Origin of the sequence: Pseudomonas sp. PvP025, assembly GCF_017832155.1 — a bacterium.
Classification (GTDB): Bacteria; Pseudomonadota; Gammaproteobacteria; order Pseudomonadales; family Pseudomonadaceae; genus Aquipseudomonas.
Window position 1 is genome coordinate 2,884,849 of the sequence record NZ_JAFIBJ010000001.1, and the last position, 24,397, is coordinate 2,909,245.

The 24,397-nt window shown below is 61.1% G+C and carries 22 protein-coding genes and 2 tRNA genes; 11 read left to right on the forward strand and 13 right to left on the reverse strand.

The features are described from left to right. Positions 1-17 precede the first annotated feature (17 nt). Positions 18-971: a hypothetical protein gene (locus tag JOE32_RS12220; protein ID WP_003238890.1), complete on the forward strand. Its 954-nt coding sequence runs from the start codon at positions 18-20 to the stop codon at positions 969-971. 130 nt (positions 972-1,101) lie between these two features. Here JOE32_RS12220 and dinB read toward each other — a convergent pair whose 3' ends face one another. Beyond that, entirely contained in the window at positions 1,102-2,160 is a 1,059-nt protein-coding gene (gene dinB, locus JOE32_RS12225) for a DNA polymerase IV (protein WP_209984412.1), read from the reverse strand. A 279-nt stretch (positions 2,161-2,439) separates the two neighbouring features. Between dinB and JOE32_RS12230 the strand changes: the two genes are divergently transcribed. The 4 genes from JOE32_RS12230 (at position 2,440) to JOE32_RS12245 (ending at position 7,055) form a co-directional block, all read left to right on the forward strand. Then, positions 2,440-2,516, forward strand: a tRNA-Met gene (locus tag JOE32_RS12230). Positions 2,517-2,776: 260 nt separating this feature from the next. Beyond that, positions 2,777-2,853, forward strand: a tRNA-Met gene (locus JOE32_RS12235). Between the two features lie 279 nt (positions 2,854-3,132). After that, positions 3,133-5,775, forward strand: coding sequence for a bifunctional lysylphosphatidylglycerol flippase/synthetase MprF (gene mprF / locus JOE32_RS12240; protein WP_057007228.1), 2,643 nt, complete (start codon positions 3,133-3,135; stop codon positions 5,773-5,775). Beyond that, positions 5,775-7,055: a virulence factor family protein gene (locus tag JOE32_RS12245; RefSeq protein ID WP_209984413.1), complete on the forward strand. Its 1,281-nt coding sequence runs from the start codon at positions 5,775-5,777 to the stop codon at positions 7,053-7,055. Before mprF ends, JOE32_RS12245 begins: the two co-directional genes overlap by 1 nt. Positions 7,056-7,137: 82 nt before the next feature. Here the strand turns inward: JOE32_RS12245 and recJ are convergent, their stop codons facing one another. Together recJ and JOE32_RS12255 are read right to left on the reverse strand one after the other, a co-directional pair. Continuing rightward, a complete protein-coding gene (gene recJ, locus JOE32_RS12250; protein WP_209984417.1) occupies positions 7,138-8,847 on the reverse strand; it encodes a single-stranded-DNA-specific exonuclease RecJ in 1,710 nt (569 codons plus the stop codon). Between the two features lie 66 nt (positions 8,848-8,913). Next, a complete protein-coding gene (locus tag JOE32_RS12255; protein ID WP_003238901.1) occupies positions 8,914-9,456 on the reverse strand; it encodes a YaeQ family protein in 543 nt (180 codons plus the stop codon). Between the two features lie 152 nt (positions 9,457-9,608). Between JOE32_RS12255 and JOE32_RS12260 the strand changes: the two genes are divergently transcribed. Beyond that, positions 9,609-10,808, forward strand: a complete 1,200-nt coding sequence (locus JOE32_RS12260) for a CaiB/BaiF CoA-transferase family protein (protein WP_209984420.1) — start codon at positions 9,609-9,611, stop codon at positions 10,806-10,808. A 179-nt stretch (positions 10,809-10,987) separates the two neighbouring features. Here JOE32_RS12260 and JOE32_RS12265 read toward each other — a convergent pair whose 3' ends face one another. Beyond that, complete coding sequence (locus JOE32_RS12265; RefSeq protein ID WP_209984422.1) at positions 10,988-11,272, reverse strand: DUF3509 domain-containing protein; 285 nt, start codon at positions 11,270-11,272, stop codon at positions 10,988-10,990. A gap of 290 nt (positions 11,273-11,562) precedes the next feature. Here JOE32_RS12265 and JOE32_RS12270 point away from each other — a divergent pair, with 290 nt between their 5' ends. Next, on the forward strand, positions 11,563-11,793 hold the full coding sequence (locus JOE32_RS12270) for a hypothetical protein (protein ID WP_209984424.1): 231 nt from the start codon (positions 11,563-11,565) through the stop codon (positions 11,791-11,793). A gap of 64 nt (positions 11,794-11,857) precedes the next feature. Beyond that, positions 11,858-12,079: a hypothetical protein gene (locus JOE32_RS12275; protein ID WP_209984426.1), complete on the forward strand. Its 222-nt coding sequence runs from the start codon at positions 11,858-11,860 to the stop codon at positions 12,077-12,079. Between the two features lie 84 nt (positions 12,080-12,163). Here the strand turns inward: JOE32_RS12275 and thrC are convergent, their stop codons facing one another. The 9 genes from thrC to ffh all read right to left on the reverse strand — a co-directional run bounded on the left by thrC (position 12,164) and on the right by ffh (position 20,616). Next, a complete protein-coding gene (thrC, locus tag JOE32_RS12280; RefSeq protein ID WP_209984428.1) occupies positions 12,164-13,573 on the reverse strand; it encodes a threonine synthase in 1,410 nt (469 codons plus the stop codon). Positions 13,574-13,640: 67 nt separating this feature from the next. Beyond that, positions 13,641-14,945 carry a homoserine dehydrogenase gene (locus JOE32_RS12285; RefSeq protein WP_209984430.1) on the reverse strand — a complete coding sequence of 435 codons (1,305 nt, stop codon included), beginning with the start codon at positions 14,943-14,945 and terminating at the stop codon, positions 13,641-13,643. 129 nt (positions 14,946-15,074) lie between these two features. Next, positions 15,075-15,806 carry a thioredoxin fold domain-containing protein gene (locus tag JOE32_RS12290; RefSeq protein WP_209984432.1) on the reverse strand — a complete coding sequence of 244 codons (732 nt, stop codon included), beginning with the start codon at positions 15,804-15,806 and terminating at the stop codon, positions 15,075-15,077. Between the two features lie 142 nt (positions 15,807-15,948). Further along, on the reverse strand, positions 15,949-16,845 hold the full coding sequence (xerD, locus tag JOE32_RS12295) for a site-specific tyrosine recombinase XerD (RefSeq protein WP_209984434.1): 897 nt from the start codon (positions 16,843-16,845) through the stop codon (positions 15,949-15,951). A gap of 200 nt (positions 16,846-17,045) precedes the next feature. Next, positions 17,046-17,396: a 50S ribosomal protein L19 gene (gene rplS / locus JOE32_RS12300; RefSeq protein ID WP_003175895.1), complete on the reverse strand. Its 351-nt coding sequence runs from the start codon at positions 17,394-17,396 to the stop codon at positions 17,046-17,048. A 43-nt stretch (positions 17,397-17,439) separates the two neighbouring features. Then, complete coding sequence (gene trmD / locus JOE32_RS12305; RefSeq protein WP_209984441.1) at positions 17,440-18,213, reverse strand: tRNA (guanosine(37)-N1)-methyltransferase TrmD; 774 nt, start codon at positions 18,211-18,213, stop codon at positions 17,440-17,442. Beyond that, positions 18,195-18,731 carry a ribosome maturation factor RimM gene (gene rimM, locus JOE32_RS12310; RefSeq protein WP_057007239.1) on the reverse strand — a complete coding sequence of 179 codons (537 nt, stop codon included), beginning with the start codon at positions 18,729-18,731 and terminating at the stop codon, positions 18,195-18,197. Before rimM ends, trmD begins: the two co-directional genes overlap by 19 nt. A gap of 5 nt (positions 18,732-18,736) precedes the next feature. Continuing rightward, entirely contained in the window at positions 18,737-18,988 is a 252-nt protein-coding gene (gene rpsP, locus JOE32_RS12315; RefSeq protein WP_003238923.1) for a 30S ribosomal protein S16, read from the reverse strand. Between the two features lie 251 nt (positions 18,989-19,239). After that, positions 19,240-20,616, reverse strand: a complete 1,377-nt coding sequence (gene ffh, locus JOE32_RS12320) for a signal recognition particle protein (RefSeq protein ID WP_003193965.1) — start codon at positions 20,614-20,616, stop codon at positions 19,240-19,242. Between the two features lie 243 nt (positions 20,617-20,859). Between ffh and ccsA the strand changes: the two genes are divergently transcribed. The 3 genes from ccsA to JOE32_RS12335 all read left to right on the forward strand — a co-directional run bounded on the left by ccsA (position 20,860) and on the right by JOE32_RS12335 (position 24,377). Beyond that, a complete protein-coding gene (gene ccsA / locus JOE32_RS12325) occupies positions 20,860-21,663 on the forward strand; it encodes a cytochrome c biogenesis protein CcsA (protein WP_209984444.1) in 804 nt (267 codons plus the stop codon). Positions 21,664-21,675: 12 nt separating this feature from the next. Beyond that, positions 21,676-22,914 carry a transporter associated domain-containing protein gene (locus JOE32_RS12330; RefSeq protein WP_209984447.1) on the forward strand — a complete coding sequence of 413 codons (1,239 nt, stop codon included), beginning with the start codon at positions 21,676-21,678 and terminating at the stop codon, positions 22,912-22,914. Positions 22,915-23,066: 152 nt separating this feature from the next. Beyond that, on the forward strand, positions 23,067-24,377 hold the full coding sequence (locus JOE32_RS12335) for an MFS transporter (protein ID WP_209984450.1): 1,311 nt from the start codon (positions 23,067-23,069) through the stop codon (positions 24,375-24,377). Positions 24,378-24,397: the final 20 nt, after the last annotated feature.

Sequence of the window (24,397 nt, forward strand, 5' to 3'; positions counted from 1 at the left end):
CCAGATCAAGAGAAGTCATGTTCAAGCGAAACACCAGAGCCCTGGGGGGCGCCGCCTTGTGCGGCGCGCTGCTGGTCAGCGGCTGCGCCAACCAGATGTCACAACGCAGTGAGCACGAGGAGCGGGTCGAGCGCAAATTGCTCGATCACAGCCTGCAGATCGATGTAGGCGAGCCCAAAGTGCTGGAGCTGCCGCAGCGCCGGGTTCGCATTCACGAACAGAAGACCTTCGAAGTCACCGAGTTCGAAGTCACCCGCCGTTACGACCGCTACACGCCCTACCAGCCCTGGCGCAAACTCTATGAGATGCCCCTGGGCGCGGTCGCCCTGGTGGCGGGCGCGGGCGCCAACGTGGCGAACATCTTCGCCCTCGGCAACCTGCCTGACAGCATGACCCACGACTGGCTGATCTACGGCGTGGACGGGCTCAACCCGTTCATGAACGTGCAATCCCATGGCCGTGCGCAGCAAAACCTCGCCGGCATCGATGAAGTCCAGCGCGACAAGCGCCTGGAGTATTCGAGCCTGCCGTGGAGCGAGCGCCCGGTGCAGGTCACCGCCGGCAGACAAACCCACGAGCTGACCACCGACCGCAATGGCGTGCTGCGCCTGAACCTGTTGGACAGCCCGTTCGCCGAGCAGGACCTGAACCACATCACCACCCTGCTGATCAGCGTGCAGGATGGCCAGGACGATGTGCATTCGGATGCTTCCCTGGCGGTCAGCAGTGGCCTGCGCGGCAAGTTGCTGGAAGCCCACGGGCTGATTTTCGACGACCTGGAAGATGACGAAGTGAGCCAGTGGGTGCACCGGGTCAAGCGCCTGTCGGAACTGGGCCTGGAAGAAGAGGCCAGTGAGCTGGAGCAGAGCCTGATCGAACTGACCCGCAATGATCCGGAGTTGCAGCAGGAGTTTCTGCAGGCGCTGACCAAGGAGGCGGGGCGGCTGGTGGCGGATCCTGGCGCTCGCTAATCTTTCAGGAACACTGAGGATCTAAATGTGGGAGGGGGCTTGCTCCCGATAGCGGTGGATCAGTCAGCTTATATATAGCTGACCCACCGTAATCGGGAGCAAGCCCCCTCCTACAGTTTGCTCCGAGTTTCTACCAGGAGAACTCGAGTTGTTCATTGCCATTGCTGAGGTCGAGCAACCGCACCCCAATCCCCAACAACCGCACTGGCTTGCCCCCACGATTGAACGCCTGCGTCATCAGCTGTTGATAACTTTCCAGGTCCCGCCCTGCCCCGGCCTGCTCCAGGGTTGTCTGGGTAAAGTCATGAAACTTCACCTTCACGAACGGCTTGCCCGCGCGGTAGCTGCTGTCGATGCGCGCCATGCGCCCGGCCAGGGTTTCCATCAGTTCGGGCAGTTTGGCCAGGCAACTGGCAAGATCGGGAAGGTCCGTATCAAAGGTATTTTCCACGCTGATGGACTGCCGCCGACTGTCATTGTGCACCGCACGGTCATCGATCCCACGGGCAAGGCTCCACAAGCGCTCACCGAAGCTGCCGAATTCGCGCACCAGCGCCAGCTTGTTCCACTCCCGCAGTTGCAGGCAGTCCTCGATTCCCAGGCGCGCAAGCTTGTCGGCAGTGACCTTGCCCACACCGTGCAGTTTGCTCACGCGTAACTGGGAGACGAAGTCTTCGATCTGGTCCGGGGTGATCACAAACAGGCCGTTGGGTTTTTTCCAGTCACTGGCGATTTTGGCCAGAAACTTGTTCGGCGCCACCCCGGCGGACACGGTGATATGCAGTTGATTGGAGACGCGGCGGCGGATGTCCTGGGCGATTCGGGTGGCGCTGCCGCCAAAGTGCGGGCTGTCGGACACGTCCAGGTAGGCTTCGTCCAGCGATAACGGTTCGATCAGATCGGTGTAGTCGCGAAAGATCGTCTGGATTTCCTTCGAGGCTTCTTTATAGGCGTCCATGCGCGGCTTGACGATGGTCAGGTCCGGGCACAGTTTCAGGGCGTGGCGTGACGACATCGCCGAGCGCACCCCGTAGGCCCGCGCTTCATAGTTGCAGGTGGCGATCACCCCGCGTCGATCCGCCGAGCCACCCACCGCCAACGGTTTTTGCGCCAGGCTCGGGTCATCGCGCATCTCGATGGCGGCGTAGAAGCAATCACAGTCGACGTGGATGATTTTGCGCTGCGTCATATAAACAGGGGTGTATTTCAACGGGTGGCCAGTATCGCACTCACCCCTGTATATAGCACCAGTAGTTTGATTCTTCCGCCTGAGCGGTAGGAAATTTACCCGATGAATGTGTTTTCTCAATCGAATCAGGGCCAGCGATAGAGCTTAGAGCCCCGGCCACGCTGGCCCAGCGCGGCCCACAGCGCCCCAATGGAGAGCTAACCAATTGAACCACAAGCGCTTTTCTTCAATTTACGGGTTGACACACTCGCGTTCCTCTGTAGAATGCCGACACACAGACGCGGGATGGAGCAGTCTGGTAGCTCGTCGGGCTCATAACCCGAAGGTCGTCGGTTCAAATCCGGCTCCCGCAACCAAACATCAAAAAAGGCTACTCGAAAGAGTGGCCTTTTTTGTGCGTGTCTGTTTTATCAACAACTGGACCGCGCGTTATTCGAAACGGACGGCCTGGCAGCCCGGCGCGGGGCAAGCCCGCTCGCCACACACCCCCGCTTTCCATAAAAGTGTTTTCAATCGAGCACTTAGGCGATATGAGTGGATTAATCACACTTATTTTCCGCATCCGCCCATTAACGGTTGACACCTCGTCGCTGGGCTGTAGAATGCCGCCCACAGACGCGGGATGGAGCAGTCTGGTAGCTCGTCGGGCTCATAACCCGAAGGTCGTCGGTTCAAATCCGGCTCCCGCAACCAAACATCAGAAAAGGCTGCTCGAAAGAGTGGCCTTTTTTGTATGCGGTGAAAAAGCTCTTCTTAAACAATGACCTGGCATCTTTCATGAAACCCTCCACGGTTTGTTGAGTCCATCTCATTGCACGCTATGCTCAATGTTCAAGCATTACCCTCTACGACCAATGGCCGCTGTCGCCGCCCCCGGTGTTCCGCGTTAATATTCGTACTTATTTTGTCCATAGGGATTGGTAACTTGGCTGGATACCTCCATCCTGTCGCGCACAATCCACGAGGTGATTGATGCGCGCCAACTCGTCTGAACCACAAGAGACCGTCACAGCAGAACAACCGATCGCTCCCGGCCGTTTGCGCTGGCTGGACCTGTTGAGCAAATACCGTCAGCCCATCGGGCTGGCCGTGACCTTGCTGCTGTTCGCTATCGCTCTGATCGCCTGTCGGCATCTGCTGCTGGAGCTGGACCTTTACGCACTTCATGATTCGATTCTGGAAGTGCCCAGGCCCGCCCTGCTCGGTGCGTTCGGCGCGGCCGTCGCCGGCTTTATCATTCTGCTGGGCTATGAGTTTTCCGGCGCACGCTACGCCGGGGTGAAGCTGCCTGCCAAGACCCTGGCCCTCGGCGGCTTCACCGCCTTTGCCATCGGCAACGCGATTGGCCTGTCGATGCTCTCCGGCGGATCGGTGCGTTACCGTTTATATGCACGCCACGGCGTCGGCGCCTCGGAAGTCGCGCACATGACCGTGTTCGCCAGCCTTGCCCTGGGCTGCGCACTGCCACCGCTGGCCGCCCTGGCCACCTTGAGCAACCTGCCGGCGGCTTCGACCTACCTGCATTTGCCGCAAAGCCTGCTCGGCGGTGTGGCCGGCGCCGTGCTGCTGTTGTCGGCCGCGCTGTGCATCGGCATCTACCGCCGTCGCCTGCCGGAACAGCCTTACCCGGACAACCTGCTGGTCAGGGCCGGACGCCGCACCCTGCGCCTGCCGGGTCGTCGCCTGACGTTCCTGCAGTTGATCATCACCGCACTGGATGTGGCCGCAGCCGCCACCGTCCTTTACCTGTTGCTGCCGGAAGCGCCGCCCTTCGGCCCGTTCCTGCTGGTGTACCTGCTGGCCCTGGCCGCTGGCGTACTCAGCCATGTACCGGGCGGGGTCGGGGTGTTCGAGGCGATCCTGCTGGCGGCGTTTGCCGACAAGCTCGGCGCTGCCCCCCTGGCTGCCGCGCTGCTGCTGTATCGCATGATCTACGTGGTGCTGCCGCTGCTGATCGCCTGTGTGTTCCTGCTGGTCAATGAAGCCCAGCGCCTGTTCCAGACCCAGCAGAGTCTGCGGGTTGCTTCAGGGCTGGCGGCGCCAGTGTTGGCCGTACTGGTTTTTTTGTCCGGCGTGGTCCTGCTGTTCTCCGGCGCCACGCCCGAAATCGACTCACGCCTGGAAAACATCGGCTTCCTGATTCCCCACCGCCTGATTGATGCCTCGCACTTTGGCGCCAGCCTGATCGGCGTGCTCTGCCTGTTGCTGGCCCAGGGCCTGCGTCGGCGCTTGTCGGCCGCCTGGATGCTGACCATGGTGCTGTTGCTGACGGGCGCCCTGCTCTCGCTGCTCAAGGGTTTCGACTGGGAAGAAGCCAGCCTGATGACCATGACAGCAGTGCTGCTGGCGATCTTCCGACGCTCGTTCTACCGTGCCAGCCGCCTCACCGAATTGCCGTTCTCGCCGCTTTACCTGGTGGCCAGCGTGTGCGTACTGGGCGCGTCGATCTGGCTGCTACTGTTTGCCTATCAGGATGTGCCTTACAGCCATCAGCTGTGGTGGCAGTTCACCCTCGATGCCAACGCGCCGCGCGGCCTGCGCTCGCTGCTGGGCGCCGCGGTGCTGCTGGTGATCGTTTCGCTGACCTGGCTGCTGCGCACCGCCCGCCCGATCATTCACCTGCCGACTCCGGACGAACTGGAGCGCGCCACTCGAATCCTGATGGCCTCATCGCAACCCGACGGCGGCCTGGCACTGACCGGCGATAAAGCCCTGCTGTTCCACCCCAACGACGAAGCCTTCCTCATGTATGCCCGTCGTGGGCGCAGCCTGGTGGCCTTGTACGACCCCATCGGCCCGACCCAGCCGCGCGCCGAAATGATCTGGCAGTTCCGCGACCTGTGCGATATCCACCACGCACGACCGGTGTTCTATCAGGTGCGCGCTGAAAACCTGCCGTACTACATGGACATCGGCCTCACCGCGATCAAGCTGGGCGAAGAAGCCCGGGTCGACCTCAAACGCTTTGACCTGGAAGCCAAGGGCAAGGAGATGAAGGACCTGCGCTACACCTGGAACCGCGGCACTCGCGATGGCTTGTCCCTGGAGATCTTCGAACCGGGCCAGGCGCCAATGGACGAGCTCAAGGTCATCTCCGATGCCTGGCTGACCGGCAAGAATGTGCGCGAAAAAGGGTTTTCCCTGGGACGCTTCAGCGACGACTACCTCAAGCACTTTCGCATCGCGATCATTCGCTTCGAAGGGCGCCCGGTGGCCTTCGCCAATTTGCTCGAGACCTACAACCACGACCTGGCCAGCCTCGACCTGATGCGCGCGCACCCCGACGCGCCGAAACTGACCATGGAATTCATGATGGTCGGCTTGATCCAGCATTATAAGAACCACGGCTACGCCCGCTTCAGCCTCGGCATGGTGCCGTTGTCGGGCCTGCAACCCCGCCGTGGCGCGCCGCTGACCCAGCGCCTGGGTTCGATGGTGTTCCGCCGTGGCGAGCAGCTGTATAACTTCCAAGGCTTGCGCCGTTTCAAAGACAAATTCCAGCCTGACTGGGAACCTCGTTATATGGCCGTGCCCGCCGGACTTGATCCGCTGGTGGCACTGGCCGATACCGCCGCCCTGATCGCGGGCGGCTTGACTGGATTGGTGAAACGCTGATGATTCGACGTTCCTGGCGGTATGTATTGGCCATCGTGGTGCTGCTCGCTCTGATCGCAGGTGGCGGCTTCTGGTACTGGACCCGCCCTGCACCGCAGCCGGTGCTGGAGCAGATGCCCCAGGCCGATGGCACGGTGATGACCCTTGTGACCCCCGCCACCGCTGCCAAAGCCCGTGTGGCCGTGGCCGTGCCGGCGGACGACACCCTCACCGACAGCCAGTTGATCGCCCTGAGCCAGGGCGGCAAGGCGCAGATCGTTCAGGTGATCCTGCCCAAGGACGATTGCAAGCTGCAGGAACAGGCGCTGCAAAACGCCCTGGGCCAGCTCAAGGGCCCCGCGACCCTGGTCAGCGGCATTGGCCCTGGCGCCGCCCTCGCCTGGCGCTGGCTGGCCACTCAGAACGACGACAAGGCCAACGCCATCTCCGTCGGCTTCGCCCTGGTGCAGGAAGGCTGCAAGGACCCGCTGCCGAAAACCGCCGCCCATGGCAATTGGCTGGTGGCGTGGAACGATAACCCTGACGATGAAAGCGCCAGCTTCGTACGCGATACACCGCGCGCCACCACCAGCATCAGCGACTACGACATCCATTACCCGCAAGTGCTGAACAACGAACTGCGCAAGCAACTGGTGGGTTCGGACAACGGCGGTCTGGCCATCCCGGTGGTCGAAGTGCCCGCCGGTCAAGCCAAGGATACCGTCACGCTGTTCCTCTCCGGTGACGGCGGCTGGCGCGACCTGGACCGCGACGTGGCCGGTGAAATGGCCAAGATCGGCTACCCGGTCGTGGGCATCGACACCCTGCGCTACTACTGGCAGCACAAGAGCCCGGAACAGAGCGCCAAGGACCTCACCGAGCTGATGCAGCACTACCGGCAGAAATGGGGCACCAAGCGCTTCGTGCTGACGGGGTATTCGTTCGGCGCCGACGTACTGCCGGCGATCTACAACCGCCTGCCGGAAAACGAACAGCAACGGGTCGATGCAATCATCCTGCTGGCATTCGCCCGCACCGGCAGCTTTGAAATCGAAGTGGAAGGCTGGCTGGGCAACGCCGGCAAAGAGGCCGCCACCGGTCCGGAAATGGCCAAGCTGCCACCGGAGAAAGTGGTGTGCATCTATGGCGCCGAAGAAGTCGACGAGAGCGGCTGCACCGACAAGACGGCGGTGGGTGAGGCGTTGAAATTGCCGGGCGGGCATCACTTTGATGAAAACTACCCGGCGCTGGCCAAGCGCCTGGTGGAGATCATCGTCAAGCACCAGGCCAAAGCCGAGTAATGACGCAAAACCCAATGTAGAAGCGGGTTTATGTGGGAGGGGGCTTGCTCCCTCCCACATGTGTTTGTGGTGAGGCTGAAATTTATCGCGGTTCGATGTGGGCAATCATCAGCTGCACGGTTTCATTGCCACGAAACTCGTTCACATCCAGCTTGTAGGCCAACTCCACCCAACGCACCGTCGGGTTCGGCCAGACCTCACGGTCCACCCCAAATGCAATGCCGTCGAGCTTCACCGAGCCGCATTCGCTCTTGAGCACCACCTTCAGGTGCCGCTCGCCCACCACGCGCTGTTCCACCAACTGGAACACACCATGGAACACCGGCTCGGGAAAGTGTTGCCCCCATGGCCCGGCATGACGCAGCGCGCGGGCCAGTTCCAGGTGAAATTCTTCCACGGCCAGGGTGCCGTCGGTCAGCAGGCGACCGGTGAGGTCTTCTTCGCGCAGTTGCCGACGCACTTCGGCATCGAACGCCTGGGCAAACAACGGGAAGTTCGCCTCGGGCAATGTCAGCCCCGCCGCCATGGCGTGGCCGCCGTATTTGGCGATCAGGTTGGGATGCTGGCTGGCAACCACGGCCAACGCGTCACGGATATGAAAGCCCTGCACCGAACGGCCCGAGCCCTTGAGCAAGCCATCGCCCGCATCGGCGAACGCGATGGTCGGGCGAAAATAGCGCTCCTTCATGCGCGAGGCCAGGATGCCGATCACGCCCTGGTGCCACTCCGGGTCGAACAGGCACAAACCGTAGGGCATCGACTCCAACGGCAGGTCCTTGAGCTGGGCCAGGGCCTCGCGCTGCATGCCTTGCTCGATGGACTTGCGGTCCTGGTTCATGCCGTCCAGTTGCGCGGCCATTTCCCGGGCGGCGGCAATGTCGGTGGTGAGCAGGCATTCAATGCCCAGGCTCATGTCGTCCAGGCGACCGGCAGCGTTGAGCCGTGGGCCGAGGATAAACCCCAGGTCGGTGGAGGTGATGCGCGCCGCGTCGCGCTTGGCCACTTCCAGGATCGCCTTGATCCCCGGCCGGGCGCGACCGGCGCGAATGCGTTCCAGGCCCTGATGCACCAGGATGCGGTTGTTGGCATCCAGCGGCACCACGTCGGCGACGCTGCCCAGGGCCACCAGATCGAGCAGATCACCGATGTTCGGCTGCGGCTTGTCCGCGTACCAACCCAGGTCGCGCAAGCGCGCACGCAGGGCCATGAGCACATAGAAGATCACGCCGACGCCCGCCAGGGCCTTGCTGGGAAATTCACAGCCCGGCTGGTTCGGGTTGACGATCGCGTCGGCCGCCGGCAGTTCGTCACCCGGCAAGTGGTGGTCGGTGACCAGCACCTTGAGCCCGGCCGCCTTGGCCGCCGCCACGCCTTCGACGCTGGAAATGCCGTTGTCCACGGTGATCAGCAACTGCGGCTCACGCTGCAGCGCCACGGCGACGATTTCCGGGGTCAGGCCGTAGCCATACTCGAAACGGTTGGGCACCAGGTAATCCACATGGGCCGCGCCGAGCAAGCGCAGGCCCAGGGTGCCTACGGTGCTGGCAGTGGCGCCATCGGCATCGAAGTCACCGACGATCAGGATGCGCTGGCGCTGCTCCAGGGCGACCACCAGCAAGTCCACCGCCGCGTCGATGCCCTTGAGCCGCTGATAGGGAATCAACTGCTTGAGGCTTTTATCCAGCTCGACCTCGGAGCGTACCCCGCGCGCAGCGTAAAGGCGGGTCAACAGCGGTGGCAGATCACCGAGAAACGGCAAGACAGCGGGCAACGGGCGGGGATCGATACGCATGGGACGGGATGGGATCTCTATGGGGGGGATTTTAGCTTCAAGCTTCAAGCTTGCGGCTGCAACTCTTCAACCGCGCTCGCCAACCAGCCACTGCAATTGCACTTCATGCTGACCACGGTCGTCGGTGACAAAAATGGTGCCTTCACTGATCATCACGTCCCACTTGATCACCCGTGGCATGTCCTTGGCCAACACCTCCAGGATTTCCTGGGGCACGGCGGCGATGTGCACGTTCTTCAGGTTATTGGCCACCGGGACCACCTTGCCTTCCCACACACGCAGGCTGCCGTAGGCCAGCAGGCTGGTGCGTTCGGTTCGGCGCGAGCACCAGGTCAGACGGTCGGCATCCGGCTGGCCGACTTCGATCCAGTGCAACACACGGTCATCCAGGCTTTTTTCCCACAGGGCGGGCTCGTCCACATCCGACAGGCCGCGCCCGAACGCCAGTTGCTCGTTGTACCAGAGGGCGTAGGCCAGCAGGCGTACGGTCATGCGCTCTTCGGTTTCCGAAGGGTGGCGGGCGATGGTCTGTTTGACGCTCTCGTACACCGAACGATCAAGGTCGGTGAGGTTGAGTTCGAATTTGTAGGTCGTGGACGGCTGGGCCATGAACGGGCTTCTAGAGACAGGGAAAGGCGGCCAGTCTAACCGATGGAGCGCTCATTCAACGAATCCTGCGCTGCATCATCCTTATCCCTGAGCGGCGCGCCTATGTTAAAAGCATCACATCCCCTCCCCGCCCAGCGCAGACAAGGATCATTATGTCGTTTAATGCCAAGCCGCTTGCCGGCCTCAAAGTCATCGAACTCGGCACCCTCATCGCCGGCCCGTTTGCTTCGCGCATCTGCGCCGAGTTCGGTGCCGAAGTGATCAAGGTCGAGTCACCGGACGGCGGCGACCCGCTGCGCAAATGGCGCAAGCTGTATGAAGGCACTTCGCTGTGGTGGTTCGTGCAGGCGCGCAACAAGAAGTCGCTGACGCTGAACCTCAAGCATCCCGATGGCCTGGCGATTCTCAAGCAGTTGCTGGCAGACGCCGACATCCTGATCGAAAACTTCCGCCCCGGCGTGCTGGAAAAGCTCGGCCTGGGCTGGGAAACCCTGCATGCGTTGAACCCGAAACTGGTGATGGTGCGCCTGTCGGGCTTTGGCCAGACCGGCCCGATGAAAGACCAGCCAGGGTTCGGCGCGGTGGGCGAGTCGATGGGCGGGCTGCGCTATATCACCGGCTTCGAGGACCGCCCGCCGGTGCGCACGGGCATCTCCATCGGCGATTCGATTGCCGCACTGTGGGCGGTGATCGGCGCATTGATGGCGCTGCGTCATCGTGAGGTCAATGGCGGGCTGGGCCAGGTGGTGGATGTGGCGCTGTATGAAGCCATCTTCGCCATGATGGAAAGCATGATCCCGGAATTCGACGTATTCGGGTTTATCCGCGAGCGCACCGGCAACATCATGCCCGGTATAACACCGTCCTCGATCCACACCAGCGCCGACGGCAAGCACGTGCAGATCGGCGCCAACGGCGACGCGATTTTCAAGCGTTTCATGTCGGCCATCGGCCGTGAAGACCTGGCGAACGATCCGCAACTGGCCAGCAATGACGGGCGTGACAGCCGTCGCGATGAGCTGTACGGCGTGATTGATCGTTGGGTCAATTCCCTGCCGCTGGAGCAGGTGGTGGAGCAGTTGAACAAGGCCGACGTACCCGCCAGCCGAATCTACAGTGCCGAAGACATGCTCGGCGATCCGCAGTTTCTCGCGCGGGAGATGTTCCTCAAGGCCCAATTGCCGGGCGGCAAGGACTTCAAGATGCCGGGCATCGTGCCCAAGCTTTCGGACACGCCGGGCAGCTGCGAATGGGTCGGGCCGCAATTGGGCGAGCACAATGGCGTGTTGCTGACCGAGTTGGGCTATGACGCGGCGGCGATTGTTCGCCTGCGCGAACAAGGCGCGATCTGACGCCGTGACAAATCGCGGGCAAAAAGAAACCCCGAAGCGTGGGGAGACACTTCAGGGTTAAACGTGGCCTTACAATGACCAGTACAACAAGCCACAAACACCGGAGCACAATGTTTGCTCTTGCTGTTACAAAATCTGACCGAGCATGCTGTGGGAAGTTTCCATCAATAAACAATTCTTCATGCCAGCACGGCGCCACGTGTCTGGGCCGCGCTGCGCAGGGCTGCGATGACCGAGGGCTCCAGGCGCCCTTCGGCAATCTTGATGTCGCGCAGCAGGCAATCCACCACATCCACCAGCAAACGTTTATCCATCAATTGCACCTGGTCGACTTCACGCTCGACCACGATGGCGCCGGCAGGATTCTTCACGGTCACCAGGCTCTCGCCCTGCACACCAGAGGTGGTCAGCGTAACCTGATAAGGGCTCAGTGCTTCGTCGAGCAATAGGCTGATACTTTCCATCTCGATCACCACTCAATAGTTCGGGAACAATCGTCTTAACGGGTGCTGCATCTATCCTAAGTGACTGGTTCTGACGTAGGAAAGTTCGCTTTTTCGTCTTTCAACGGTTGCAGGGGGATGACGAGACCAGCATGCGCTCGCAACATGACAAGTAAAAAACGGCGGCACATACCTGCTTACGCAATGGGCTGCTGTTTTGGGGTTTGCCGGGCGTTGAGGCTGGAGGTGAATCCTATACTCGGTGAGCGCTGCACGACTGAGCGCATGTCAAAAGGCCCTGATTGCGAAGGATGATTACGACGGTGGAACCCAATGAACAGCAGAACTCAACAGACAGAATGCATGCGGAGGTGTCACGCATTTTTGCCGAGATTGCCCGGATGAACGCGGAGCAGAACAAACTCAACAAGGAATCCTTGAAGATAACCTGTGAAACGTTCTGGTACCCAGTGGCTATCGCGACGGGCTTTTACGCCGCTGTTGGCACGGTAATAGTAGTGGCACAGAAACTATTCTCGTGACGCTGATGTTTTTGCCGGGCAAAAGAGCGCATGTCAAAGGCCCCTGTTGCGAAGGATGATTACGATGGTGGAAAACAAAGAGGAGCAGGCAACAATGGAGAGGATGCATGCCGATATAAGGCGTATCTACGCCGAGATATCACGCATGCAGGCAGAGCGAGACAAGCTCAAGTCCGAGTCACTGAAGATTACCTGTGAAACGTTCTGGTACCCCATGGGGGTGGCGATGGCCGTAGTGGCAACCATCGCTTCAATCACCGGAGTGGCGATCAAACTGCTTATGTAATCAGGACACTGCCGGGCCTGCCACATACAAAAACGCCGCTGCCCCAGGGATGGGAAAGCGGCGTTTCGATTCTCGCGGGATGCCTTACAAAGGCTTGCCTCGATTGCCATGCTGGCTGACAAACGCCTGCACTGCCTTCAGGTCATTGGCCAGCACTGTGCAGCGCTCTTCACGCTCAAACAGGTCGGCCATGTGCTTGGGCAACTCCAGCGCCTTGCCAACGCTGGCCTTCTCCACCGCTTCCGGGAATTTGACCGGGTGCGCGGTGCCGAGGATCACCATCGGAATATCCAGGCTGCGACGGCATTCGCGCGCTGCCTTTACGCCGATGGCAGTGTGCGGGTCGAGCAGTTCACCGGTCCGGGCATAGACTTCAGCGATGGTTTCGCAGGTTTGCGCGTCGTCCACGGCCAGGGAATCGAACAGCTTGCGGGTTTCGGTCCAGCGCTCCTGCTCGACGCTGAAACCGCCACCGCTCTTGAAGTTGCTCATCAGGTCGGCAATAGCAGCTCCGTTGCGACCGTGCATATCGAACAGCAGGCGCTCGAAGTTCGACGAGACCATGATGTCCATCGACGGTGACAGCGTGGCGTGCAGGGTTTCCTTCACATACCCGTTGCCGCTCATGAAGCGGTGCAGGATGTCGTTGCGGTTGGTGGCGACGATCAACTGGTTGATCGGCAGGCCCATGTTGCGCGCCAGATAGCCGGCGAAGATGTCGCCGAAATTGCCGGTCGGCACCGAGAACGACACCGAACGCGCCGGCCCGCCCAGCTGCAGCGAGGCATGGAAGTAGTAGACGATCTGGGCCATGATCCGCGCCCAGTTGATCGAGTTCACCGCCACCAGACGCGTACCTTTGAGGAAACTCTGGTCAGCAAAGCTGTTCTTGACCATTTCCTGGCAGTCATCGAAGTTGCCTTCGATGGCGATGTTGTGGATGTTCTCGCCAAAAATCGTGGTCATCTGCCGACGCTGTACTTCCGACACACGCTGATGCGGGTGCAGGATGAAAATGTCGACGTTCTCGCAGTGCTTGCAGCCTTCGATGGCCGCCGAACCGGTGTCACCGGAGGTGGCGCCCATGATCACCACGCGCTCGCCGCGCTTTGCCAGCACGTAATCAAGCAGACGACCCAACAGTTGCAGGGCAAAGTCCTTGAACGCCAGGGTCGGACCGTGGAACAGCTCAAGCACCCACTCGTTGCCGTCCAATTGGCGCAACGGTGCGATGGCACTGTGGGAAAACACGCCGTAGGTTTCTTCCAGGATCTTCTTGAAGTCCGCATCCGGGATGCTACCGGTGACGAACGGGCGCATCACCCGGAACGCCAGCTCGTGGTATGGCAGGCCCACCCACGAAGCGATTTCTTCCTGGGTGAAACGTGGCAGGTTTTCCGGCACGTACAGGCCGCCGTCGGTGGCGAGGCCTGTCAGTAAAACGTCTTCGAAGTTCAGGGCCGGTGCCTGGCCGCGGGTGCTGATATAACGCATGACTGGCTCCTCTACAACATTCTCGAACAGAGGCCGCCGTGCTCACGGGGCCCCTGGAACAGATCGGTTAATTCAAGTGTTCGACACGAATCCGTACCACCGGCCCCACCACGCCTTGCAGGGCTTCCATGGCGGCGATGGCTTCGTTGATATGCCGTTCGAGCACACGGTGGGTCAGCAGGATCATCGGCACCTGGCCGTTCTGCTCCTCGACTTCCTTCTGCATGATCGACTCGATGTTGATCCCGCGCTCCGACAGGATGCTGGCGACCTGGGCCAACACGCCCGGATGATCCTGGGCCTGGATACGCAGATAGTAGGCACTTTCGCACGCCTCGATCGGCAGGATCGGATGGGCCGACAGCGAGTCCGGCTGGAAGGCCAGGTGCGGCACGCGGTTTTCCGGGTCGCTGGTCATGGCGCGAACCACATCCACCAGGTCGGCGATCACCGACGAAGCGGTCGGCTCCATGCCAGCACCGGCGCCGTAGAACAGGGTGGAGCCAGCGGCGTCGCCGTTGACCATCACGGCGTTCATCACGCCGTTGACGTTGGCGATCAGGCGATCAGCCGGGATCAGCGTCGGGTGTACACGCAACTCGATACCTGCCGGGGTGCTGCGCGCCACGCCAAGGTGCTTGATGCGGTAGCCCAGGGCTTCGGCGTAATTCACGTCGGCGGTGGTCAATTGGGTGATGCCTTCGGTGTAGGCCTTGTCGAACTGCAGCGGGATACCAAAGGCGATGGAGGCCAGGATGGTCAGCTTGTGGGCAGCGTCGATGCCTTCCACGTCGAAGGTAGGGTCGGCTTCGGCGTAACCCAGGGCCTGGGCTTCGGCGAGCACGTCTTCAAAGGTACGGCCCTTCTCGCGCATCTCGGTAAGGATGAAGTTACCGGTGCCATTGATGATGCCCGCCACCCAGTTGATGCGGTTGGCGGACAGGCCTTCCCGGATCGCCTTGATCACCGGGATGCCACCGGCCACGGCGGCTTCGAACGCTACGATCACGCCCTTCTCCCGCGCCCTGGCGAAGATTTCGTTGCCGTGCACGGCAATCAGCGCCTTGTTGGCGGTGACCACGTGCTTGCCGTTTTCGATGGCTTTGAGCACCAGCTCGCGGGCCACGGTGTAGCCGCCCACCAGCTCGATGACGATATCGATTTCAGGGTTGCTGGCCACGGCGAAGACATCGTTGGTCATCGCAATACCGGTCGTTTGGAACTGAGGCTTTGGCGAACGCGTGGCAATCTGCGCCACTTCAATCCCGCGACCTGCACGGCGGGAAATTTCCTCAGCATTGCGCTGAAGTACGTTGAAGGTACCGCCACCGACGGTCCCTAACCCACAAATGCCTACTTTGACCGGTTTCACTGAAGAACTCCCCATGAAACGGCCGACGCTAGGTCGGCCGTGGAAAACAGCCGCACAACTGCGGCTTTCAATTAGTGGCCCGCAGGTTTGGCGGCGAGCCCTGATCGTCGAAGCATCGACGATGCGGGTTTATTTGGCATTCAAAGCCAGTTTGGCAACTTGTGGTGCCGGCTGGTAGCCCGGAATCACCTGACCGTCAGCCAAAACGATGGCCGGTGTACCGTTCACGCCGATGGACTGACCGAGGGCAAACTGCCTGGAAACCGGGTTGGCGCATTTGGCGGCCTTGATTTCCTTGCCATCGACCATCTTGTCCATGGCAGCTTTCTTGTCGGCCGAGCACCATACCGCCTGCAACTGCTCGTCACCCGGCGAACCCAGGCCCTGACGCGGGAAGGCGACGTAACGCACTTCCACACCCAGCTTGTTCAGCGCCGGCACTTCGGCGTGCAGCTTGTGGCAGTAAGGGCAGGTGGTATCGGTGAACACGGTGATGTGGGTCTTGGTCTCGCCGATCGCCGGGTACACGACGGTCTCAGCCACCGGAATGCCGTTGATCAACCTGGACACGCCCAGGCGTTCGGCTTTCTCGGTCAGGTTGACCGGTTTGCCGTCCTTGAGCTGGAACAGGTAGCCCTGGACGACGTACTGGCCGTCGGCACTGGCGTACAGCACGCGACTGCCCTTGAGCTTGACTTCATACAGGCCGGCCATGGGGCTGGCGCCGATGCTTTCGATGGGTGTGTCGAGCTGCAGGTTGGCCAGGCTCTTGCGAATGGCCTGCTCGGCGGCGTCATCGGCGAAGGCAACGCTGGAAACCAACGCAATGGCTGCGGCGGCAATAATCTGGATCAAGCGCATGGAAACTCCTGAGGGGCAGATGCAGGGACGGTACAGTTATGCCGATTGGAAACTCGGGGGGTGGACCGTCGCCTTTGCTAACCGGCAAAGCCTACCACAGTTGGGCCGCAGGGCAGCCCGTGGCGGCATAAATTGGGCGTTTTCAGCCCCTCGGGTGGTGCCTGGCATGCATATCCTGCAGGCGTGCCCGCGCAACGTGGGTGTAGATCTGGGTGGTGGACAAGTCGCTGTGGCCGAGCAGCATTTGCACCACCCTTAAATCGGCGCCGTGATTGAGCAAGTGGGTAGCAAAAGCATGGCGCAAGGTGTGCGGCGACAGGGCCTTGCCGATCCCGGCGACTTTGGCCTGGTGCTTGATCCGATGCCAGAAGGTCTGTCGCGTCATCTGCTCACCGCGCTGGCTGGGGAACAGCACATCGCTGGGACGCCCGCCGAGCAGTTCATGGCGCGCATCGCGCATGTAGCGCTCCACCCACACAATCGCCTCCTCGCCCATGGGCACCAGCCGCTCCTTGCTGCCCTTGCCCATTACCCGCAACACGCCCTGGCGCAGGTTGACCTGCTCCAGGGTCAGGCTGATCAACTCGGTCACCCGCAGGCCGCACGCGTAGAGCACCTCCAGCATGGCCCGGTCACGCTGGCCGATGGCTTCGCTCAGGTCGGGGGCGGCGAGCAAAGCGTCGACGTCGGCCTCCGACAGCGATTTGGGCAATGGCCTGCCCAGTTGCGGCATGTCGATCTGCAGGGTCGGGTCGAGGGCGATGAGCTTTTCCCGCAGCAAATAACGGTAAAAGCCACGCACGCCCGAGAGAAATCGTGCGGTGGAACGCGGCTTGTAATGCTGCTCCAGGCGCCAGGCGAGGTGATCGAGAATCAGCTCGCGACCAGCGTTGATCAGTTCGAGTTGCTTTTCCTGCAGCCAGCCGTTGAACAAGGCCAGGTCGCTGCGGTAGGCCTGGCGAGTGTTGTCCGACAGGCCTTTTTCCAGCCAGAGGGCGTCGAGGAAGCGGTCGATCAGAGGGTGGTCGATGGCGGGCATGGGGGCTCAGGCTGGTGGCGGTGGTGTCGGGTAGATCCTATCGCAGGCAAGCCAGCTCCCACACTTGAATATGTTTACACATCAACATGTGGGCGCTGGCTTGCCCGCGATAGCTGCAACTCGGCTTTGGGCCAGTCAACAAATCCCGCGCACAAAAAAGCAGCCCGAAGGCTGCTTTTTTCTGCATCGGAACGCTGGACTTAAGCCAGTTTTTCCTTGATGCGAGCTGCTTTACCGGACAGGTCACGCAGGTAGTACAGCTTGGCTTTACGTACGTCACCGCGACGCTTGACGGCCATGCTGTCGATCTGCGGGCTGTAGGTCTGGAAAGTACGCTCTACGCCAACACCGTTGGAGATTTTACGAACAGTGAAAGCACTGTTCACACCACGGTTACGCTTGGCGATTACCACGCCTTCGAACGCTTGCAGACGCGAACGGTCGCCTTCCTTCACTTTCACCTGAACGACAATGGTGTCGCCCGGGGCAAAGGTAGGGATCTCTTTGGTCATCTGCTCTGCTTCGAGTGCAAGGATGATTTTGTTAGTCATGCTGTGCTCCTAAGGTAAGTCAATGGACCTACCATCGATACGTTTAACTATCGTCCCGCGCGAGGATGTATTCCTCGAGCAGCTTCTTCTCTTCTCCAGAAAGCGAGCGGCTATCCAGAAGATCGGCGCGTCGTTCATAGGTCCTACCAAGGGACTGCTGTAAACGCCAACGCCGGATGTGTGCGTGATTGCCACTTAGCAACACGTCGGGAACACGCTGATCCGCATACACCTCCGGGCGGGTGTAGTGCGGGCAATCCAGCAAACCATCCGTGAAGGAATCTTCCTCCGCGGAGTCCGCATGCCCTAAAGCTCCAGGCAGCAGCCGTGTAACCGCATCTATCAGGACCATCGCCGGCAGCTCACCGCCAGACAGGACATAGTCCCCAATCGACCACTCTTCATCGACATGAGCGTCAATAAAACGCTCGTCAATGCCTTCATAGCGACCGGCAATCAGGATCAATGCTTCCTCATTCGCCAGTTCGCGGACCCCAGCCTGTTTCAGCTGACGGCCTTGAGGGGACAGGTAAATTACCTTCGCCTTCTCCCCTGCAGCTGCCTTGGCCTGAACCAGTGCGTCTTCCAGGGGCTTGATCTTCATCACCATGCCCGGGCCACCGCCAAATGGGCGGTCGTCCACAGTGTGATGCCGATCCGTCGTGTAGTCTCGCGGGTTCCAACAGGTGAGCTGCAACAGCCCCTGTTTCACCGCCCGACTGGTGATGCCGTACTCGCTGATGGCGGAAAACATCTCGGGAAACAAACTGATCACTTCAATGCGCAAATTAGCCACGCCTAGAAGTCCGCATCCCATTCCACCTTCATCTCGCCTGCGGCAAGGTCGACGGCCAACACGCAGTGCCCGGTATAGGGCAACAGCCGTTCGCGATCATCCAGGCTGCCAGCGCAAGGCTTGACCACCATTACATCATTGGCGCCGGTTTCCAGAAGATGATCGATTTTCCCGAGCAATTGCCCCAGTTGATCAATAACCTTCAGACCTTCCAGCTGGTACCAGTAGTACTCGCCGTCGGTCAATTCAGGGAACAGGTTGCGCGGCACGCAGATCTCATAACCGGCCAGAAGACGAGCTTCTTCACGATCATCAAGACCCTTGAGCTTTGCGACCAGGAACTTGTCGCTCCCGCGTCCACTGACCAGCTCGACCTGTTTCACACTACCTTCGCGCTTGAGCGTCCAGGTCTTGTACTGCAACAGGTTTTCAGTCGGATCAGTAAAGGAATACACCTTCACTTCGCCGCGAACGCCATGAACAGAGTAAATCTTGCCGATAACGATCAAATCATCAGCAACAGTTGGCGTCGCGTTCATATTGCTCAGGCTGCGGCCTTAGCCGAGTCCTTCAACAACTTTGCAACGCGCTCGGATGGCTGTGCACCCACGCTCAGCCAGTAGGCTACGCGCTCTTGGTTCACGGACAGACGAACTTCTTGACCACGAGCGATCGGGTTGAAGAAACCAACCTGTTCCTTGTGCGAACCGTCGCGCGGGTTGCGGCTGTCGGTTACGGTCAAGTGGTAAAACGGGCGCTTTTTGGAGCCGCCAAGGGCAAGACGGATTGTTAGCATGTGAACATCGTTCCTGTAGTCGGTGCTGCAAATCTAAATGCACAGCGGGCATAGGTGCCCGAAAGGCCGCATATTCTAAGGAATATCCGGACTTTTGCAAATGTCTTTTTCCGGCGCCTGCCCGCGTGCCATTCAGATCTGCTATAGAGCCGTCGTTAAAAACGGCGAGTCAGCCCCCGCCAACGGCGGGTTTGCTGGAGATCCCACATCCCTGTGGGTCGGAGCGCACGCTGTGCCTGCGCTCGAATACTTTACATTTTCGGCATGCCGCCGCCGGGCAACATACCGCCCATGCCGCGCATCATCTTGGCCATTCCGCCCTTGGCGGAGAATTTCTTCATCATCTTCTGCATCTGCTTGTGCTGCTTGATCAAGCGACCGATGTCCTGCACCTGAGTGCCGGAGCCCATGGCGATCCGACGCTTGCGCGAACCGCTGATCAGCTCAGGGTCGCGGCGCTCGGCCGGGGTCATGGAATTGATGATGGCTTCCATCTGCTTGAACTGCTTCTCTGCCGCGCCCTGGGCATTGCCCATCTGCGCCAGGTTCACACCGCCGATGTTCGGCAGCTTGTCCATCAGGCCACCGAGGCCGCCCATGTTCTTCATCTGCTGCAGCTGGTCGCGGAAGTCTTCGAGGTCGAAGCCCTTGCCCTTCTTCAGCTTTTTGGCCAGCTTGTCGGCCTTGTCCTTGTCGAGGGTGGCTTCGGCCTGCTCGATCAGGCTGAGCACGTCGCCCATGCCGAGGATGCGCGAAGCGATACGCTCAGGGTGGAACGGCTCGAGCGCTTCGCTCTTCTCGCCCATACCGATGAACTTGATCGGCTTGCCGGTGATGGCACGCACCGACAGCGCGGCACCGCCACGGGCATCGCCGTCGACCTTGGTCAGGATCACGCCGGTCAGCGGCAGCGCGTCGCCGAAGGCCTTGGCGGTGTTGGCCGCATCCTGGCCGGTCATGGCGTCGACCACGAACAGCGTCTCGACCGGATTGATCGCGGCATGCAGCGCCTTGATCTCGCCCATCATCTCTTCGTCGATGTGCAGGCGACCGGCGGTGTCGACGATGACCACGTCGATGAACTTCAGTTTGGCTTCTTTAATAGCTGCGTTGGCAATGTCGACCGGCTTCTGGCTCAGGTCCGACGGGAAGAAGGTCACGCCCACTTCGCCCGCGAGCATTTCCAGCTGCTTGATGGCGGCCGGACGGTAAACGTCAGCCGACACCACCATTACCGACTTCTTCTTGCGCTCTTTAAGAAAGCGCGCCAGTTTGCCGGCCGTGGTGGTTTTACCCGCGCCCTGCAGACCGGCCATCAGCACGACGGCCGGCGGCACGGCGCTGAGGTTCAGGTCTTCGTTGGCGGCGCCCATCAGGCTTTCGAGTTCGGCCTGGACGATCTTCACGAACGCCTGGCCCGGGGTCAGGCTGCGCGACACCTCAGTGCCGACCGCACGCTCCTTGACCGAGTTGACGAAGTCCTTGACCACCGGCAGGGCGACGTCGGCTTCCAGCAACGCCATGCGCACTTCGCGCAGGGTGTCTTTAATATTGTCCTCGGTCAGCTTGGCCTTGCCGGTAACGTGGCGCAGCGTCTGCGAGAGACGGTCAGTCAGGTTTTCAAACATGCGCGATCCTTTCAGGCCCCATTCATCGAAATGCTTTGGTAGACCGAGGTAATGACGGCCCAGGCTGTGGTAAATCGCTATTAAAAACAGCGCTCGGCGAGCCTGCGGCGTGGGCAGGTCGCGGATTATAGCGAAGACTGCGCCCATGCACACCCGCTGTCTGGCCCGGGAGTCTTTCGTGCAACGTCTGTGTATGCCAAACTCAGCGCCTTTCGGGCTTTCCTTTCAGGATTTATGCTTCCCTTGTCACCCAGTTTGCTACCCAGCCTCGCCGCCGCCATCCTGTATGCCGCTGCGACCCTCTACCAGGGCACCCGCCTGGCCAAATGCGTCAAGGCCGACAAACGCCTGCTCGCAGGCCTTGGCGGCCTCGCCCTGGTGGCGCACGTCGCCAGCCTGTTTACCCACCTGATGACGCCGATCGGCCTGGGCCTGGATTTTTTCAGCGCCGCCAGCCTGATCGCGGCGGCCGTGATCGGCCTGACGCTGATCGCCTGCACGCGCATCCCGGTGGAAAACCTGCTGGTGCTGCTCTTCCCGCTGGGCGTGCTCACGGTGCTACTGGCGCAGTTCGCCCCCACCGGCACGGTGCAGGTGATCGATGAAGAGCCGGGCATCCTGTCGCATATCCTGCTGTCGATCCTCGCCTACGGCATGTTCACCATCGCGGTGTTCCAGGCCCTGCTCCTGCTGCTGCAGGACCACCAGCTCAAACATAAACACCCTTCTGGCCTGATCAAGAACTTCCCGCCGCTGCAAACCATGGAAAGCTTGCTGTTCGGGTTTCTGTGGGCCGGCTGGACGCTCCTGTCGCTGTCGCTGATTTCCGGCTGGCTGTTCGTCGAGAACCTGTTTGCCCAGCACCTGGTGCACAAAACCCTGCTGGCGTGCCTGGCCTGGGTGGTGTTCAGCGTGCTGCTGTGGGGCCGCAACCGCCTCGGCTGGCGCGGGCACAAGGCAATCCGCTGGACCCTGGCCGGTTTCTGCCTGCTGATGCTGGCCTATTTCGGCAGCAAGCTGGTTCGCGAATACATCCTGCATATCTGACGGGCAGCACACATGGACAACTTGCCCCTGGGGCCGATGCTCGCGGTAATCGCCCTGCTGGTGTTATGGGCGGCGCTGTTTACCGCCATCGAAGCCGCCCAGCAGCACCTGCTGGCCCTGCGTCCCGGCACGCGCCAGGGTGACAAGGCGGCCGCACGCCTGAACTTCCCGCGCAACAGCCTGATCCTGTGCAACACCCTGTGCCGGGGCGTGGTGGTGATTCTCTGCACCCTGCTGGCGATTTATGCGTGGGCGCAAAACGGCCCCTGGCTGGGCTGGGCGATCTCCAGCGCCCTGCTGCTGGTGCTGGCCGACTACCTGCCCCGCGCCCTGGCCACCCGCCACCCTCAGGCGGTGCTGGGGTTTGGCAATGTGCTGCTGGGCCTGCCGTTGAAACTCCTCTACCCCCTGGCCTGGCTGCTCAATGCCTTGAGCTTGCTGCTATTGCGCCCGTTTGCGCGCAAACCCGGCGTGGTGAAACACAGCGATGACCCACTGCCCGATCATGACGACGAGCCGCAAGCCGACACCGATGAAGACCGCACGCCTGGCATGCCCGGTATCCATGCGCTGGACAACATCACGGTGAATGACATCCTGGTGCCGCGCAGTGAAGTGGACGGCATCAACCTGGATGATTCGATCGACGAGATCATCGAGCAACTGCGCAATACCCTGCGCACCCGACTGCCGGTGTTTCACAGCGACATCAACCAGGTCGAAGCCGTGCTCAATACCCGGCAGATCCAGCACCTGCTGCCCGATGCCCGCCTCACCAAAGACGGCTTGCTGAGCGCCTGCCACGAACCCTACTTCGTCCCGGAAAGCACGCCACTGCAACTCCAGTTGCTGAACTTCCACAAACAACAGCGGCGTCTGGGCATGGTGGTGGATGAGTACGGCGAAGTGATGGGCATCGTCACCCTGGAAGATATCCTCGAAGAAATTGTCGGCGAGTTCGAGAACGAGCAAAGCTCGGACAACCCGCATATCGAGGCCCAGACCGATGGCCGCTACATCATTGACGGCGCCGCCTCGATCCGCGACCTGAACAAGAGCCTGACCTGGCACCTGCCCAGCGACGGCCCCAAGACCCTCAACGGCCTGGTGACCGAAGCACTGGAGACCATTCCGGATTGCGCGGTATGCCTGAAGATCGGCCGGTACCGCCTGGAGATCCTCGAGACCGAGGACAACCGGGTCAGCAAGGTGCTGATCTGGCACACCAGCCGCGTGCCTGTCGCGATCTGACAAAACACAGCTTACCCTGTGGGAGGCCTGCCCCCTCCCGCACTGGATTTGCGGTAGCTGATGCCACGCTGTTGTTCCTATAATCCCCGCGAGCCCCGCCCACCCAGTCCTATGGGTGTTCGACCAATAACAACGACCGCCAGGGATACCTCATGACCACCACGTATAGCGAGGCAGCGCCTGCCGCCCCGAGCAATTCGACCGCACGGGTTGCCACCGCAAGCATCGTCGGCACCGCCATCGAGTTCTACGACTTCTACATCTACGCCACCGCAGCTGCGCTGGTGATCGGTCCGGTGTTCTTCCCGCAGACCTCCGGCACCGCACAGATGCTCGCGTCGTTCCTGACCTTCGGCATCGCCTTTATCGCCCGTCCACTGGGCTCGGCGCTGTTCGGCCACTTCGGTGACCGCATTGGCCGCAAGTCCACGCTGGTCGCGTCGCTGCTGCTGATGGGCGTATGCACCACGCTGATCGGCTTGCTGCCCGGTTACGACAGCATCGGTGCCTGGGCGCCGATTCTGCTGTGCGTGCTGCGCTTCGGCCAGGGCCTGGGCCTTGGCGGGGAATGGGGCGGCGCGGCGTTGCTGGCCACCGAGAACGCTCCCAAGGGCAAGCGCGCCTGGTTTGGCATGTTCCCGCAACTGGGTCCGTCCATCGGCTTCCTGGCGGCCAACGGTCTGTTCCTGATTCTGGCGATGAGCCTGAACGACGAGCAGTTCCGCAGCTGGGGCTGGCGCATTCCATTCATCCTCAGCGCGGTGCTGGTGATGGTCGGCCTGTACGCCCGCCTGAAGCTGCATGAAACCCCGGTGTTCGCCAATGCCGTCGCCAAACAGGCGCCGGTGAAAGTGCCCCTGGTGGAACTGTTCAGCCAACATTGGCTGCCGGTGCTGCTGGGCGCTGCATCGATGGTGGTGTGCTATGCGCTGTTCTATATCACCACGGCGTTTTCCCTGAGCTACGGGGTGTCGACACTGGGCTACAGCCGCGAAACCTTCCTCGGTCTGCTGTGCTTTGCGGTGCTGTTCATGGGGCTGGCGACACCGCTGGCGGCGCTGGCCAGTGATCGCTACGGGCGCAAGCCGGTGCTGATCGTCGGCGCAATCCTGACGATGCTGTCGGGCTTCACCATGGAACCGCTGCTGACCCAGGGTTCGACCTGGGGGGTCGCCTTGTTTCTGGCCCTGGAGCTGTTCCTGATGGGGGTGACGTTCGCCCCGATGGGCGCACTGCTGCCGGAGCTGTTCCCGACCCGCGTGCGTTATACCGGCGCTTCGGCTGCGTATAACCTGGGTGGCATCGTGGGGGCTTCAGCGGCGCCGTTCTTCGCGACCAAGCTGGTGGCGATGGGCGGGCTGAGTTATGTGGGCGGGTATGTGTCGGCGGCGGCGCTGATCAGCTTGATTGCGGTGCTGTGCCTGAAAGAGACGCGGGATAACGACTTGAACAAGGTGGCCTGATAGACCGCTATCGGGAGCAA

What these genes read in the sequence shown, in the direction of transcription:
- JOE32_RS12220 (WP_003238890.1), top strand. Translation starts at nt 18, where the DNA reads ATGTTCAAGCGAAACACCAGAGCCCTGGGGGGCGCCGCCTTGTGCGGC.
- dinB (WP_209984412.1), bottom strand. Translation starts at nt 2,160, where the DNA reads ATGACGCAGCGCAAAATCATCCACGTCGACTGTGATTGCTTCTACGCC.
- mprF (WP_057007228.1), top strand. Translation starts at nt 3,133, where the DNA reads ATGCGCGCCAACTCGTCTGAACCACAAGAGACCGTCACAGCAGAACAA.
- JOE32_RS12245 (WP_209984413.1), top strand. Translation starts at nt 5,775, where the DNA reads ATGATTCGACGTTCCTGGCGGTATGTATTGGCCATCGTGGTGCTGCTC.
- recJ (WP_209984417.1), bottom strand. Translation starts at nt 8,847, where the DNA reads ATGCGTATCGATCCCCGCCCGTTGCCCGCTGTCTTGCCGTTTCTCGGT.
- JOE32_RS12255 (WP_003238901.1), bottom strand. Translation starts at nt 9,456, where the DNA reads ATGGCCCAGCCGTCCACGACCTACAAATTCGAACTCAACCTCACCGAC.
- JOE32_RS12260 (WP_209984420.1), top strand. Translation starts at nt 9,609, where the DNA reads ATGTCGTTTAATGCCAAGCCGCTTGCCGGCCTCAAAGTCATCGAACTC.
- JOE32_RS12265 (WP_209984422.1), bottom strand. Translation starts at nt 11,272, where the DNA reads ATGGAAAGTATCAGCCTATTGCTCGACGAAGCACTGAGCCCTTATCAG.
- JOE32_RS12270 (WP_209984424.1), top strand. Translation starts at nt 11,563, where the DNA reads ATGATTACGACGGTGGAACCCAATGAACAGCAGAACTCAACAGACAGA.
- JOE32_RS12275 (WP_209984426.1), top strand. Translation starts at nt 11,858, where the DNA reads ATGGTGGAAAACAAAGAGGAGCAGGCAACAATGGAGAGGATGCATGCC.
- thrC (WP_209984428.1), bottom strand. Translation starts at nt 13,573, where the DNA reads ATGCGTTATATCAGCACCCGCGGCCAGGCACCGGCCCTGAACTTCGAA.
- JOE32_RS12290 (WP_209984432.1), bottom strand. Translation starts at nt 15,806, where the DNA reads ATGCGCTTGATCCAGATTATTGCCGCCGCAGCCATTGCGTTGGTTTCC.
- xerD (WP_209984434.1), bottom strand. Translation starts at nt 16,845, where the DNA reads ATGCCCGCCATCGACCACCCTCTGATCGACCGCTTCCTCGACGCCCTC.
- rplS (WP_003175895.1), bottom strand. Translation starts at nt 17,396, where the DNA reads ATGACTAACAAAATCATCCTTGCACTCGAAGCAGAGCAGATGACCAAA.
- trmD (WP_209984441.1), bottom strand. Translation starts at nt 18,213, where the DNA reads ATGGGATGCGGACTTCTAGGCGTGGCTAATTTGCGCATTGAAGTGATC.
- rimM (WP_057007239.1), bottom strand. Translation starts at nt 18,731, where the DNA reads ATGAACGCGACGCCAACTGTTGCTGATGATTTGATCGTTATCGGCAAG.
- rpsP (WP_003238923.1), bottom strand. Translation starts at nt 18,988, where the DNA reads ATGCTAACAATCCGTCTTGCCCTTGGCGGCTCCAAAAAGCGCCCGTTT.
- ffh (WP_003193965.1), bottom strand. Translation starts at nt 20,616, where the DNA reads ATGTTTGAAAACCTGACTGACCGTCTCTCGCAGACGCTGCGCCACGTT.
- JOE32_RS12330 (WP_209984447.1), top strand. Translation starts at nt 21,676, where the DNA reads ATGGACAACTTGCCCCTGGGGCCGATGCTCGCGGTAATCGCCCTGCTG.
- JOE32_RS12335 (WP_209984450.1), top strand. Translation starts at nt 23,067, where the DNA reads ATGACCACCACGTATAGCGAGGCAGCGCCTGCCGCCCCGAGCAATTCG.